We start from the raw sequence: 15465 nt of genomic DNA, 5'->3' as shown, positions 1-15465 counted from the left end.
TATTTTAATATTATATTAATGTATCATAGTTTTTTATATTACCTGCAAAGATAATATATTACTTCCTAACTACAAATATTTTACATCATTTTTTTATTTGTTGTTTACAACAATAGTTAGGGCGCAGAGTCAACCATGCAAGTTCGTGGTATAGAAAAAACTCCTGCAAGTCCATTGAATTTGACGATAATACTCTTTTTGAAGTCTCTCGACCCTGTTTTTTCAAAAAAGAGACAAAGAAGTCCCCTTAGGAATTTCATTATGTTTTTAGCGAAGAAGCAAGCTCCTATCCATGTGTCAGCCGTATCGTTTAGTTTCGCCCGGATGTTGTTTGCCCGGTAAATCCTCTTGGAGGTTCCAAACGTGGCTTCAATCCAGTTCCTCTCACCGACAGCCCTTCTCTTGTCCTCCGCATGCTCATCGTTTTCTTCTTTCGGTGGCCGACCAAGCGGATGGTTGTAACAGTCAACGTGGCATGCCTTGATATACTTTCTGTTCTCCTTTCCAAGGTAGAGTTTGTCGGCCTGAACCTCCCGCAGGAGCATGCCGAAACGCTTTTTGTAGAGTTCCATCTGGGTGACGAGGTCGGACGACTCGTTGTATGCGTCCCAGCTGAGATGATCCACATAAGTGTAGCCGTTGACGATGCTGGCACCAACCTTTGCCCCAAACTCGACCTTGGCCTTTGCCTTGCCCCTGACGATGGGACGGAGGTGAGGTTGGTAGATACTGATGATGCGGTCGGCACATCTGCGGACATTCTGCTCGAACATCATTTTCTGCTGCTCGAACATCTTGAATGCTGCATTGAGGCATTTGAAGTCATGCCGACTGAAACATGAGAGAAGGTCACTTGTGTGTCTACCGAGAAAATCAAGAAACGTTTGGAAATCAGCCTTCAAGCAACGTATCTGGATCAGCCTGGTCTTGTCTATGAGCTTCTTTCCCTTGCGCTTTTTCTTAATCAAGCAGATGAAAGCCTGGCTTGCTTCCATCCACCTCTGCAAGCATCAAGGTAAGCATGTTGAAGAAATCATGGTCAAGACGCTTGCGGACAAGGACGAACAACTCGGGAACGAATACCGGCTTTTCCGTGAACTTGTCAAGACCGAGCAGATATTGCATGTAAGGGTTCTCCTGAATGGCCTGAATGGTCTTCTCGTCACTCAAATTCTCCACATGCTTCACTATCAAGACACCTACCACCATGCGGACCGGTTTGTTGCTTGCACCGCAATGACTGTTCTTCAGGTGCTTGTTATATTCCTTCTCAATCCTGTCCCATGGAAGGTTGTCTGCAAGTTTGACCCAGCGGTTCAACTTGCTCAATCCTGAGAGGGACTCTTGGAGTTCAAACAAGTCGTGACTACGATATTGAGAGTAGTATTTCATTGTGCTTCGTTAATATTTTAACAACCAAAGTAGTCATTTTTGGTGAATTACACAAATAAAATAAGGCATATATTGTTGAATATCAGTGGCTTATATTTATTTAGTAGGCCCTAGATAAGTTTTTATTTTTGTGCCGAAATAGTCAAATTAGATGAATGTAGGAAGTCGAAAGCAAGTAAATGTTACCTGCTCGTTTTCAAATCGTTCCACAAGTTACTTTCTGATAATCAAAAGACGCTGATTATCAATTCTATAAATCCTATTATTTGCTTTTATGCGGAAACATCGAAGAATCCGAATTTATCAAAGATTCGAATCTATCGCCCTCTTCATCCAACTTGTCTTTGTTACTCCAAAAGCGGAAATTTTGACCAATTTTATATCTGTTTGAAAATCACAGGGTTACAAGTCGTTTTTTTAGACTATTGTTTTGCGTTTCAAAACAATAGGTTTTGGAGTTCAAAACAACCTGTTTTGAAACGCAAAACAGGTTGTTTTGAAAATAGCCTTATTTGCCATTATTTGCCATTGTTCTAAAATCCATAAATCTGCTATAATAATTTGGGGTAAAATATTAAAATTTTATTACAATTTTACAGTTTTTCAATCAACACTTCCAACAATCGTGGTAGAGCATAATTGTTAAGTTCATTTTCATTTATCCATATAAAATCCTCGGAAAGGGTAGGGCGTGTGTTGGTTTCTAAGAGATAAAAATCAGCAAAAATAATTTGGTGTGTAAGAATATGCTTTATCTTGCTAACTAAAAGTTGCAGTTTTTCTTTTTCCTTTTCTACCATTTCCAGCGTTGGGAGTTCCCAAAGTCCTTGCCAAATATCACCTTTGCCCCGTTTGCGAATGGCAATTTTATTTTTACACCTTATATATATAAAGGAGAACTTCCGTTCCTTCTGTTTTATTTTTTTCGATTTTATAGGCAATTCAGTTATTTTATGGTGTCGCATAGCATAGCAAGTTTCAACAAGTGGACACGATAAGCAATTAGGCGAAGTGGGGGTACATTGCATAGCCCCAAAGTCCATAATACCTTGATTGTAGGCTGCGGGGGCATCTTTTGCTAAATATTCCTCAGCCATAGCCTTAAATAGCTTTTTCCCTTCAGTAGAATCTATTGGGGTGTCAATACCAAAGTAACGAGCAAGAACCCGATAAACATTTCCGTCAACAACCGCTTTCTCTTCTCCGAATGCTATTGATGAAATAGCGCAAGCAGTATATTCGCCAATTCCACTAAGTTTTATTAACTCGTTGTATATCAATGGGAAATGTCCTATTTCTACGATTTGTTTTGCCGCTTTGTGCAAATTTCTTGCTCGTGAGTAGTAACCTAAGCCTTGCCATTCCCTTAAAACTTCGTCTTCTGTGGCCTTAGCTAAGTCTTCTACCCGTGGCCAACGCTTCATGAAACGTTCCCAATAAGCAGTGCCTTGTGCTATTCTGGTTTGCTGCATGATAATCTCACTCAACCAAATGGCATACGGATTTTTGGTTCTACGCCATGGTAAATCTCTGCCATTTTCGGCATACCATTGTAATATAGTATTTGTGAAGTCCATTTTGCAAAGTTACTTAAATACTTGAAGAAAGTAGTTCAAAAATTGTTTATTCACCTAAATTTGTTTATTTTTGTCCTATGAAGTGTAGAAACGGCGTAATGCGGAGGCGAAAAGTTCTGATGAATAAAATTAATCTTGCATAGAAAAAATATTTTCCAATCTGTTACGCAAAAATAGAAATGATATGAAAAAATCAATTTACGCCATATTAGTGGCAGTTTTTGTGCTTATGATAAGCTCATGCACAACCAAACAAAGTGCAATGAATAGTCTTGAGAACTTCTCTTATGAATTGCGTGACCATAGTCGTTACTATAACGCAGAGCAGTGGAAGAAGTCTTTCGATAGATTTGGACATATTAGAAAGAACATAGCAAAACACGATTATACCGCAAGCGAGAAGATGAAAATCGGAAAATTGGAAGGGCAATGTGCTAAATACATGGCACAAGGAGCCAAAGATGGCATTCTTGATAATGTAACAGAATGGGCCAGTGAGTTGCAAGGTATATTAGATGCTTTTGGAATAGGGAAGTAGTTTGGTAGGAAAGGTAACGTTTGGAGGATAAGTCGGACGAGTCGGACAAGTCAGACGAGTCCGGTTTTGACTTAAAACATTTTGCGAATAACGCAATAATGTCTATCTTTGATATGTATTCGCAATGATTTTCCTATATAATGTGCGTTCTCTTCAACTTGACTTCGAGCAAGAATCTTACTTGATTTATATTTTTTTTGTGTTATTCTCTTGTTTTAGCGTGTTGTTTTTCGTATCTTTGCACATCAATTTGAAATACAAAAGTACAAATGGCTGGTACAAAAAAAATTAAGACAGCATTAATCTCCGTATTCCACAAAGATGGATTGGACGATATTTTGAAGAAGTTGCACTCTGAAGACGTTAAGTTTCTTAGCACTGGCGGTACACGAGAGTTTATCGAATCATTAGGCTATGAATGCCAAAAGGTTGAGGACTTAACTACTTATCCATCAATTTTGGGTGGTCGAGTAAAGACCTTGCACCCTAAAATATTTGGTGGTATCTTAGCACGTCGCAACTTTGAAAGTGACCAACAACAAATGGAACAATATGAAATTCCGTCAATCGACTTGGTTATAGTTGATTTGTATCCATTTGAACAAACCGTAGCAAGTGGAGCAAGTGATGCTGATATAATTGAAAAGATAGATATTGGTGGTATTTCGTTGATTCGTGCTGGTGCAAAGAACTTCAATGATGTTATTATTGTGCCAAGCAAAGCTGAATATCCAGTATTGCTTCAGTTGCTCAATACACAAGGTGCACAATCAGAATTGGAAGATAGAAAGATGTTTGCCGAACGTGCCTTTGGTGTAAGTAGTCAATATGACACCGCAATTCATCAATGGTTTTCAAAGTAAACTATTAAGTTGCGTATAGAAAGCAGCAAGAATAGTAAAAAAGTAAATAAATAGACAATGGGATAATACCCATTTTTACTTCATATATTCAAATTTTTAGAATGGGATTTTTTTCATTTATCCAAGAAATAGCAATGGACTTAGGTACCGCTAACACCATTATTATCAGTGATGATAAGATTGTTGTTGACGAACCTTCAGTAGTTGCGCTCGACCGTCGAACAGACAAGATGATTGCTGTTGGCGCCGATGCAAAGATGATGTACGAGAAGGAACATCCAAATATTCGTACGATTCGCCCACTACGCGATGGCGTAATTGCCGATTTTACCGCTTGTGAGCAGATGATGCGAGGACTTATTAAGATGGTACATAGTGGTAATCGCTTGTTCTCACCATCTTTGCGAATGGTTATTGGAGTGCCTTCAGGTTCTACGGAAGTAGAATTACGTGCTGTGCGCGACTCTGCTGAGCACGCTGATGGTCGTGATGTTTATCTAATTTTCGAACCTATGGCAGCAGCCTTGGGTATGGGGCTTGATGTTGAGGCGCCAGAAGGTAACATGATTGTTGATATTGGCGGTGGTAGTACTGAAATTGCAGTTATTTCCTTAGGTGGAATTGTTTGCAATAACTCTATTCGTGTTGCAGGCGATGATTTAACAGCTGATATTCAAGAGTATATGAGCCGTCAGCACAATGTGAAAGTCAGTGAACGTATGGCTGAACGAATTAAAGTTCATGTCGGCTCTGCTTTGACAGACTTAGGCGAAGAAGCACCAGAAGACTATATAGTACATGGTCCTAACCGCATTACCGCATTGCCAATGGAAGTGCCTGTATGTTATCAAGAAATTGCACACTGCTTAGATAAAACGGTTGCAAAGATTGAAAATGCCGTGCTTTCAGCTTTGGAGAGTACTCCTCCAGAATTGTATGCTGATATTGTAAAGAACGGAATCTACCTTAGTGGTGGAGGAGCGTTGTTGCGTGGTATTGACAAGCGATTGACTGATAAAATCAACATACCATTCCACGTTGCTGAAGACCCATTGCACAGTGTGGCTAAGGGTGCTGGAATCGCATTGAATAATGTAGACCGTTTCTCATTCCTCATGAGATAACAAGATAAAATGCTGACTATTGGTGTTGGAAAATTCCGATGGTCAGTGTTGTTTTATCTAAATAGTAAGCATGAATAACCTAACTGAGTTTCTTGCCAAATATAAGCATTGGTTTCTTTTTGTTTTGCTGGAAGTTGCCAGTTTGGTACTCTTATTCCGCTTTAACAACTATCAAGGTAGTGTGTGGTTTACCTCTGCCAATATTTTAGTCGGGAAAGTCTACGAAATAAGTTCTTCGGTAACATCTTACTTCTCAATGGGTAAGATTAATAGCCAATTGACCGAGCGAAACGTAATGTTAGAACATCAGGTTGAGGAGCTATCAAAGAAACTTTACGAGAAGACACTCGACCCACAATATAAGCAAAAAGGACAATATCGCTTTCTTTCTGAATTTAAATTGATTCATGCAAAAGTAGTTTCTAACTCACTTGATAAGAACGAAAACTTCATTACCATTGATAAAGGTTCATGGGACGGAGTGAGAAAAGATATGGGTGTTGCTTGCGGAAATGGAGTTGTTGGCATTGTTTATATCGTTGGTACTCATTATTCTATTGTGCTTCCAGTGTTGAATGCGAAGTCAAATATTAGTTGTTCTATTCAAGGGCGAAACTATTTTGGCTATTTGCGATGGAATGGTGGGGCAAAAAATGTGGCATATCTTGATGATATTCCGCGCCATGCAAAATTTAAATTGGGCGATAGAGTTATCACAAGTGGTTATTCTTCTATCTTCCCAGCAGGCGTTTTAGTTGGGAAAGTAAAACATGTTTATAATTCCGAAGATGGTCTTTCTTATCGAGTAGCAGTGCAGTTGTCTACTGATTTTGGAAATCTACGTGATGTTTGTGTCATTGATGATGCCTCTATTAGGGAGAAAAAGAAGGTAATGGACATTGCGAAAGATTCTATTAAGCAGTTGAACACTGATTTTAGCACAACCGATTAGAATGGAAAAGACATAAATTCTTCGTGCTAATTTAAGTAATGTGTATTAAATTTTGCAGAGAGTTTTCTAAATAGCTGTCATATAAATTAAAGAATGAGTATAGATTTTGTAAAAAGTTTGGCTTGGTTTTTGGTATTGGTACTTGCTCAAGTGTTTGTACTAAACCATATCCATTTATTTGGTATTGCAACGCCTTTACTCTACATTTATTTTATATTTTTATTTAGAAGGAACTTTCCACATTGGGCAATTCTTCTTTCAGGCTTTATCATGGGTGTGGTGATAGATACCTTTACCAATACGCCAGGTGTTTCTTCAGCTTCTTTAACATTGATAGCTGCGGTACAACCTTATGTGTTACGTCCTTTCGTTCCACGCGATAGTGCGGACGATTTAGTGCCAGGTATTTCCACATTGGGTTTTGGTCAATACTTTTGGTATAGTATTACTTTGACCTTAATCTATTGTTTTATTTTCTTTACCTTAGAGATGTTCACCTTCTTTAATTTTGTTTATTGGCTTGAATGTATCGGTGGTAGCACGCTCTTGACATGGTTACTTTTATTAGTTATTGAACATGTAAGGAGTCGCGCATGAAGAATTTTGACCTTGAGAAACGTCGTTTGGTCCTCAGTGGAGTTGCAATAACTATCATTGTAGTCTATCTTATTCGGCTTTTTGCACTTCAAATTGCAAGTGATGATTATAGAAAGCGTGCTGATTCAAATGCTTTTTTAAAGAAAATAGAATTCCCTTCTCGTGGTATTATTACCGATAGAAAGGGAAAATTGCTCGTTTATAACCAACCTGCCTATGATATTATGGTGGTGATGAACGAAGAAAAGGGTAGGTTAGACACCTTAGAGTTTTGTAAAGCGTTGAATATTACGAAGGAATTCCTGATTCAACGCATGAATGATATTAAGGATAGAACCAAAAATCCAGGCTATTCTCGTTTCACACAACAACTCTTTTTGAGTCAATTAAGTGATAAAGAATTTAGTGCTTTCCAAGAAAAACTTTATCGTTTTCCAGGCTTTTATATCCAAAAACGCAGTATTCGCCAATATCATCGTCCCATTGCAGGACACGTTTTGGGCGATGTTGCAGAAGTTAGTCAAACCGATATTGATAAAGATGAATATTATCAGCCAGGTGATTATATCGGTAAGATGGGTATTGAACGTAAATATGAAATACCTTTGCGTGGTCAAAAAGGTGTTCAGATATTACTTCGTGATGCACATGGACGTATAAAAGGAAGATACAAAGATGGGCAATACGACCAAAAACCTCGTCCTGGAAGCGACATTCAGTTAGGTCTTGATGCCGATTTGCAAGCCCTTGGTGAGCGATTAATGGAGGGGAAATTAGGAGCAATAGTAGCTATTGAACCTAAAACTGGTCAGATTCTTGCTATGGTATCTTCGCCAACATTCGACCCACGAGATATGATTGGAAAAATGCGAGGTAAAAACCAACAAACAATGACCCTCGACCCAGCAAAACCTTTGTTGAATCGAGCTATCATGGGACAATATCCTCCAGGTTCAACCTTTAAAACAAGTCAGGCAATTACTTATTATAGTGAAGGTATTGTTAACGATTCTACTCGTTATCCTTGCCCACATGGGTTCTCGTTTCGTGGACTTCATGTAGGCTGTCATAGTCATGCTTCCCCTATTTCCATTGTTCCTGCATTGAGTACATCATGCAATGCTTACTTTTGTTGGGGCTTATATCACATGCTATCCAACCGACAAAAATATAAAAATCTTGATGATGCCATGAATCGTTGGCGCGATTACATGGTATCAATGGGCTTCGGTTATAAGTTAGGAATCGACCTTCCTGGGGAAAAACGTGGACTTATTCCGAATGCGGAGTTTTATAATAATGCTTTCGATAGGTGGAATCCATTGACGGTTATCTCTATTTCTATTGGGCAAGGTGAAATCAATCTAACCCCACTACAGATAGCGAATCTTGGTGCAATCATTGCCAATCGTGGTTATTATTATACTCCTCACGTTGTAAGACATATTCAAGGACAACGCTTGGATAAGAAATACACCACAAAACATATCGCCATGGGAACTCCCCAAGCCTATAAAGAAGTAGTTGCAGGTATGGCTTCTTCGGTTATAGGAGGTACTTGTGCCTTTGCACCACACCCAGGCTATACACTTGCTGGTAAGACTGGTACGGCACAAAACAGAGGCAAAGACCACTCTGTATTTATGGGTTTTGCTCCAATTGATACTCCAAAGATAGCCATTGCAGTCTATGTTGAAAACGGAGGCTTTGGCGCTGTGTTTGGTGTTCCTATCGGTGCGTTAATGATAGAGCAGTATATCAATGGAAAATTGACGCCTGCCGATGCTGTAAAAGCTGCTATTATCCAGAAGCGACACATCAGTTATCCTTTCAGACGAAAGTTAAGTTTAGCCGATTCGCTGCGATTAGATTCTATCAAGCGAGTGAACCAGATAAAAGATTCGTTGAAATTGGTTCGCGAAAAGCAGAAGATGAATGAGATGCAGAAGGATAAAGCACTAAAAGATTTGCAAGCAGCCAAGGACAAAGAAAAGAAAAAACAACCTCTGAACGACCCTGCAATACGAGTAGAAGAGGAGGTCAAGATAAAAACCGAGAAAGAAGATAAAGGCAAAGACTCCGAAAAGCCTACGAATGGCAAAAAGAAAGAAAATCGACCCAAAGACAGTTGATAATGAATAACGATTAGAAAGAATAGAAAAGTGGCAAGCAATTATAAATCAAATAAGCAACCTGGCGTGTTCCGTTCATTAGATTGGTGGACGATAGGCATTTATTTGGCATTACTCATCTTCGGTTGGGTTAGTGTTTGTGGTGCGAGTTACACTTACGGCGATACTGATATTTTCTCTTTATCATCGCGTTCAGGTATGCAAGTCATTTGGATTGGTACTTCCATTTGTTTGGGTTTTGTACTCCTTATGATGGACGACCGACTCTATGATACCTTTGCTTATGTGGTTTATGCGCTGCTTTTGTTATTGCTTTTTGCCACCATTTTCAATCCCCATTCCATAAAAGGTTCTCGATCGTGGATAGTTTTAGGACCAATTAGATTGCAACCTGCCGAATTTGCTAAGTTTGCCACGGCTTTAGCCATTGCTAAATTCATGTCTGCATACGGTTTTACCATATCGAATTGGAAGCATTTTGCTACTGCAGCAGGCATCATTGTCGTTCCTATGCTGTGTATTATTGGTCAACGCGAAACAGGTTCTGCTCTTGTTTACCTATCTTTCTTTCTTATGTTTTATCGGGAAGGAATGCCTGGTTCGTTTCTTTTTACGGGCATTGCAATGATTGTTTATTTTGTTGTGGGGGTAAAATACGACAATGTAATGCTTTGGGACACTCCCACTTCATCGGGTAAGTTCTTCGTTCTCCTATTGGTACAGCTTTTTTGTGCTGGTATGGTGTGGACGTATCTACACGATAAAGACAAAACTAAGAAGATTTTGTTGTTTGTTTTAGGTATTACACTGCTTGTTTTATTATTCTCCGAATTTGTAATACCATTCGATATTGTATGGGTTCAGCTTATTCTTTCAGCGGGATTGATAGCCTATTTGGTTTATGTTTCGATGAGTTCACGCATCATACATTATCTTTTCATTGGACTTTTTGCCGTAGGTTCAATTGCTTTCTTTTATTCTGCTAATTACGTTCTCAACGATGTGATGCAGCCCCATCAACGTGTTCGTATCAATGTACTTTTAGGCTTGGAAGAAGACCTTGCTGGTGCAGGTTATAATGTACACCAAAGTGAGATTGCCATTGGCTCAGGAGGTTTGCAAGGAAAAGGTTTTTTGAACGGGACGCAAACAAAATTGAACTTTGTCCCTGAGCAAGATACAGACTTTATCTTCTGTACGGTGGGCGAAGAAGAAGGTTTTTTGGGTTCAGCAGCCGTTTTACTTTTGTTTCTTGCCCTTATTTTGCGTTTGATGTATGTTGCCGAGCGACAGCCGTTTAAGTTTGGGCGAGTCTATGGCTATTGTGTGGCAAGTGTTTTTCTTTTCCATGTTTTCATCAATGTGGGCATGGTGCTTGGCTTAACCCCCGTTATTGGTATTCCGTTGCCTTTCTTTAGTTATGGTGGGTCGTCGCTTTGGGGCTTCACTCTGTTGCTTTTCATCTTCTTGCGAATAGATGCAGGGCGAAATCTTATCCGGCAGTAGTCATATATTGTTACTTCGAAAATAGCTCTAAATACTTTTATTTAGATGCTATTTCTTGTTTCTGCGTATTATAATTTACTTATTTTTAAGTATTGTAAGAAATTACAAAGCGTTGTAATTTTGTATTTGTAAAGTTAGAATACTAAATGAAACGAGCAAGATACATTCTTTTTATATATTTTCTTTTCTGCGCCATGGCTACTTTTGCGCAGAACATAACGAGTGGACTTGTTATTGAAAACCTAACAAATCAGCCTGTTATAGGGGCTTCTGTGATGTTTGAAAAAGGCAAAAGTGTATTGGCTATTACGGACATGAATGGGCGATTTCAGGCTAAAAACATAGAGGGAAAAACCATTCGCATTAGCTATATCGGGTACAAACCTTTGGTTGTAAAAGCTCAAAACAACGCTACCTACTATTTAGTAGCCGACACAAACGCTTTGGCTGAAGTTGTGGTTACGGCACAAGAGTCGCGTGGTTTGGCAGCTTCGTCCACCATAGGCAAACAAGCCATGGAACATTTGCAGCCATCAAGTTTCTCCGATTTGTTAGAGTTGTTGCCTGGTGGACGTTCGTCCGACCCATCGTTAAATGCCCCTAACAGCATTCGTTTGCGTGAGGCTACCCCCTACGGCAGCACCAATTACGGCACATCATCGTTGGGAACAAGTTTTATTGTAGACGGTGCGCCCGTGTCGAACAATGCCAACAAGCAAAGCATAGCAGGCGCATGGGAGTCGCAAGTAACGAAACGAGATTTTACAAATCAAGGTGTCGATATGCGTACCCTATCGACCGACGATATAGAAAAGGTGGAAGTGGTGCGTGGCATTCCCTCGGTTGAGTATGGCGACCTAACCAGCGGATTGGTAAAAATAGAACGTCGTCGTGGTGGACACAATCTTAACGCACGCTTAAAAGCCGATATGAGCAGCAAATTGTTCTACTTAGCCAAAGGATTTGAATTTGGAAAAACGTGGACACTCAACCTTAGTGCCGACTATCTGAAAGCCAATAGCGACCCACGCAATACGTTGGAAAACTATTCACGAATAACATTTTCGGCAAGAATGAGTGCTTTGTGGAAGAAAGACCGTTATAATATAATGTGGAAAAACAATTTTGATTATGGCGGTTCGTTCGATAGCGAAAAGTTAGATCCCGACCTTAACAGGGGAAAACGTGATACCTACAAATCACGTTACAATAGGTTTGCCCTCAACACGTCGCTCAATGTTACTTTCAAAAAGCAACAATGGCTGAAGAGCTTTGATGCTACGCTTTCCACAAGCTATCAACATGATGTTGTTTCCCGTTTGCGTTTAGTGCAACTTTCACGCATGATGCCAGCCCTAACCACTACCGAAGAGGGCGAACATACGGTGGCAATTCTGCCTTATACCTATTACGGTCAGCACGATGTAGACGGAAAGCCTTTCAATTTGTTTGCTCGAGTGAACGCAAAATTGCAAGTGCCAACCGACAGAATCGCCAATACACTGCTCGTTGGTGCCGATTTCTCGTTGGATAAGAACTATGGCGAAGGGCAAAAGTTCGACCCTTTAGCTCCACTTTATACAGGAACATCGGTTCGCCCACGAAAACTTTCACTCACACCAGCCCTGAGTACATTGGCTTTTTATGCCGAGGAACGCTTTAAGCTCCCTATTTTGCGCCATACTTTCGAGTTGAATGGTGGTGTGAGAGTGAGCCAAATGCTCAATTTACCAACCCTTTATGCCATGCACGGACAATGGTATGCCGACCCACGAGTAAATATTGGGTGGTCATTTCCACAATTTCATATTGGTAAATGGGTAGGAAAAATACGCTTACAAGGTGGAGTTGGTCAGCACACAAAGTTTCCAACAATGGGTTATATCTATCCCGACCCACGCTATTTGGACATCGTTCAGTTGAGTTATTACCACCCAAACGAGGCTTTGCGCACGATTAACGTTCGCACGTTTGTATTGAACGAGGCGAACAAAGACATTCAACCAGCACGCAATTTAAAGTGGGAAATGGGAACAGACGTATCCTTTGCAGGTAATCATCTGTCGCTTACACTCTTCCGTGAGGATATGAAATCGGGCTTTCGTGCCAATACTGTTTACCATTCCTTTAGCTTTAAGCAGTTTGATACGTCAGGTTTAGATGCCAATAGTTTGATAGCTCCGCCCGATGTAAGTATGCTTCCTTACAGCATGGAACAAGAATTGTTTGGCAATACGGAATATACAAATGGTAGTCGTACACTGAAAAGAGGATTAGAATATACCTTCTCAACCCCTCGTTTTAGGGCTTTGCAAACCCGATTGACCATTAATGGAGCGTGGTTTAAAACCCTCTACCGCAATTCACAAACGGTTGCTTATCGTCCGAGTGCGGTTTTGAATGGCAAACAAATTCAGTATGTGGGTTTGTATCGTGATAATGACGGAATAAAAACCGAAATGGCAAATACCAATTTTACATTCGATACCAATATTCCTAAACTCCGTTTGGGATTTTCTCTGTCGGCTCAATGCCTTTGGTTTACTTCTTCCCAACGTTTACCATTGAGCAATGAACCTGAAAAATACATGACTCCTAACGGAAATTTGCATGATTGGAAGGCGGAAGATGCTAACGATACTTATTTGCGTTTCCTTGTTCGCGACCATACGGCGAAGGAATACATCAAATATACCGTACCTTTCTCTATGAATTTGAATCTGAAAGTAACGAAAAAATTGTTGAACGACCGCTTGAATATAGCCATGTTCTGCAATCGTCTTTTAGACTATACGCCAAATTACGAGCAGAACGGAATAACCATTCGCCGTAGTGTGCGCCCTTATTTTGGATTAGAAATAAACTTGAAATTATGAAACAATATATTTTAATCATAGCATTAGCCCTCATGGCTTGCACTTTCAGTTCGTGTCATAACGAAGTGGACGAATATATGGCTGATGTTACCATTGCCATAAGCAGTGAGGAGGCAACCGAAATAGATAGAGTTCAAGCAACAGCAACGCTTACAAATTTGAATACAAAGCAAACTTTTACCTCAACAAATTTTATTGGTAACAGACTGACAGAAACGGTTTTGCGTGGCGCATACAAGATTTCGATTGATGGTGTGATACGTTATACTGACAAAAAAAACGAGGTTAGAGTGCGTTCTTTCCGCAGTACAACAGATTTTATTAGTGTTGGGGAAAGCAATAGCAAGCCTATTGAAATGCAAACCATATTTACCGACTAAATGAAACAGCTTCGTTTTTTACATATTATCTTCGGTATGGTGTGTGCAAGCTATGGTTTTGCGCAAGATTCAGCACGCATTGAACGAGCAACGCTAACAAATTTAAGTTGGCAAAGAGCATGGGAAAATCCTGCAAACTATGGAAATGCTTTTCAATATAGCCATTCCGAACTTACACTTAATGGTAATTTGGAACACAGCACATCGCCTTTCATACTTGAAAAGGGCAAAGGGCAAAGAAGCATTGAGGCAAAAGCAATATCTTATCTTCGCCTTACAGAACGCACAACGATATGGGGTAAAGCATCGTATCTTACAGGACGCAACTTAGGAGTCAGTTGGAATTCGACTGCCGACTATGATTTGCTTGCGCCATACATACTTGCTGATTCGGTGGGAGGTAATACCGAACGTGAAAGATACCAATTCTCAGGTGGTTATGCCACAAGCTTGGGACGTTGGAACATTGGTGCTGAACTGAATTTCCGTGCAGAACAAGAGTGGAGAAAGCAAGACCCACGCATGAAAGGCGTTGTCGCTGACTTGAATTTAAAGCTCGGTGCAACCTATTTGTTAGGCTCTTATCGTTTGGGAACAGCACTTTTAGGTAATGTTTACAAACAATCGAACGATGTAGATATTTACAATGAATTGGGCGGAACAGGCGAATACATCATGACAGGGTTGGGAACGCATTATAAACGCTTCTCTGGCGCAAACACAGATGTAAGTTATAAAGGAAAAGGCGGTGCGCTTTTGCTTTCAATAGTCCCTATTTCAAGGCGTGGAATTGTTGCTGATGCAAAATTTTCAAGGCAAAGTTACGAACGAATATCCGACGAATACAACTCGCTTCCGCTTACTACGCTGCACAATATTAAAGCCTCCACCCAATTAGGCTATCGATTTGAAAGTAAGAAAAGTGTACTTTGGTTGTACGGACACTATGATATTTTAAGTCAGCATGGTGTCGAACACATTGCAGGCGATGCTGTCTTAGGCGATTATCCTATCATTGCCGACCTCACAATGTATAAGCATTATGCAACAATGGCTTATCTTGGTACTACCTATACTGCGAAAAAACAAACAGAATGGAGTATTGGAGCAAAAATTGGTTTTGTTTCTAATCGTTCAAAATATGTATATCCTCACCGAAAAATAGAAGTTTCGCATTTTTTTAGTGAACTTTCAACACATATTTTGCAACCTTTTGCCAAACAATGGCTATTAGATTGTGGTTTAACGGCTACATATTTTGGAAAAAATAACAATAAAATAGAAATGCCATATGCTGACATTGAAACTTCATTTACACAATATATAAATTATAATTATTCGCAATTAAAAAGCAACAGAGCAGAAGTAAAAGCCAATATACGCACCGATTATAAGCTAAAAACACCTCGATATGGTGTATTTGCAGAATTATCGGGCGGTATTATATCCAATTCAGAACATACCCATAGTGCGGTAACAAGCCTAACATTAGGTTTTTCATTTTAAAATAATCAATTAGTAATAACTT

At 39.7% G+C, this 15465-nt stretch carries 13 protein-coding genes; 10 read left to right on the top strand and 3 right to left on the bottom strand.

Annotation, left to right across the window (positions count from 1 at the left end):
* Window positions 1–116: 116 nt before the first annotated feature.
* The 3 genes from DYI03_RS07955 to mutY all read right to left on the bottom strand — a co-directional run bounded on the left by DYI03_RS07955 (window position 117) and on the right by mutY (window position 2969).
* Entirely contained in the window at window positions 117–995 is an 879-nt protein-coding gene (locus DYI03_RS07955; RefSeq protein WP_004355790.1) for a transposase, read from the bottom strand.
* Entirely contained in the window at window positions 961–1392 is a 432-nt protein-coding gene (locus DYI03_RS07950) for a transposase (RefSeq protein WP_021668668.1), read from the bottom strand. Before DYI03_RS07950 ends, DYI03_RS07955 begins: the two co-directional genes overlap by 35 nt.
* A gap of 593 nt (window positions 1393–1985) precedes the next feature.
* Window positions 1986–2969, bottom strand: coding sequence for an A/G-specific adenine glycosylase (gene mutY / locus DYI03_RS07945; protein ID WP_021668670.1), 984 nt, complete (start codon window positions 2967–2969; stop codon window positions 1986–1988).
* 184 nt (window positions 2970–3153) lie between these two features.
* Between mutY and DYI03_RS07940 the strand changes: the two genes are divergently transcribed.
* The 10 genes from DYI03_RS07940 (at window position 3154) to DYI03_RS07895 (ending at window position 15443) form a co-directional block, all read left to right on the top strand.
* A complete protein-coding gene (locus tag DYI03_RS07940; RefSeq protein ID WP_021668671.1) occupies window positions 3154–3507 on the top strand; it encodes a hypothetical protein in 354 nt (117 codons plus the stop codon).
* 269 nt (window positions 3508–3776) lie between these two features.
* Window positions 3777–4370: an MGS-like domain protein gene (locus DYI03_RS07935; protein WP_021668672.1), complete on the top strand. Its 594-nt coding sequence runs from the start codon at window positions 3777–3779 to the stop codon at window positions 4368–4370.
* Window positions 4371–4471: 101 nt separating this feature from the next.
* Window positions 4472–5494, top strand: coding sequence for a rod shape-determining protein (locus DYI03_RS07930; protein WP_004355637.1), 1023 nt, complete (start codon window positions 4472–4474; stop codon window positions 5492–5494).
* A gap of 70 nt (window positions 5495–5564) precedes the next feature.
* The gene (mreC, locus tag DYI03_RS07925; protein WP_004355742.1) at window positions 5565–6446 is read left to right on the top strand and encodes a rod shape-determining protein MreC; all 882 of its coding nucleotides are present in this window, start codon (window positions 5565–5567) and stop codon (window positions 6444–6446) included.
* Between the two features lie 93 nt (window positions 6447–6539).
* Complete coding sequence (mreD, locus tag DYI03_RS07920; RefSeq protein WP_021668673.1) at window positions 6540–7043, top strand: rod shape-determining protein MreD; 504 nt, start codon at window positions 6540–6542, stop codon at window positions 7041–7043.
* Complete coding sequence (locus tag DYI03_RS07915) at window positions 7040–9175, top strand: penicillin-binding transpeptidase domain-containing protein (RefSeq protein WP_021668674.1); 2136 nt, start codon at window positions 7040–7042, stop codon at window positions 9173–9175. The genes mreD and DYI03_RS07915 overlap by 4 nt, the downstream gene beginning before the upstream one ends.
* A 30-nt stretch (window positions 9176–9205) precedes the next feature.
* On the top strand, window positions 9206–10681 hold the full coding sequence (gene rodA, locus DYI03_RS07910; protein ID WP_021668675.1) for a rod shape-determining protein RodA: 1476 nt from the start codon (window positions 9206–9208) through the stop codon (window positions 10679–10681).
* Window positions 10682–10827: 146 nt separating this feature from the next.
* On the top strand, window positions 10828–13557 hold the full coding sequence (locus DYI03_RS07905; RefSeq protein WP_021668676.1) for a TonB-dependent receptor: 2730 nt from the start codon (window positions 10828–10830) through the stop codon (window positions 13555–13557).
* Window positions 13554–13937, top strand: coding sequence for a hypothetical protein (locus tag DYI03_RS07900; protein ID WP_021668677.1), 384 nt, complete (start codon window positions 13554–13556; stop codon window positions 13935–13937). The genes DYI03_RS07905 and DYI03_RS07900 overlap by 4 nt, the downstream gene beginning before the upstream one ends.
* The gene (locus tag DYI03_RS07895) at window positions 13938–15443 is read left to right on the top strand and encodes a DUF6850 family outer membrane beta-barrel protein (protein WP_021668678.1); all 1506 of its coding nucleotides are present in this window, start codon (window positions 13938–13940) and stop codon (window positions 15441–15443) included.
* The last annotated feature ends 22 nt before the right edge of the window (window positions 15444–15465 follow it).

The organism is Prevotella disiens, assembly GCF_900454955.1.
GTDB lineage: Bacteria > Bacteroidota > Bacteroidia > Bacteroidales > Bacteroidaceae > Prevotella > Prevotella disiens.
Note: the sequence above shows the minus strand (reverse complement) of the source record. Positions and strands in the feature narration are given on the sequence as shown.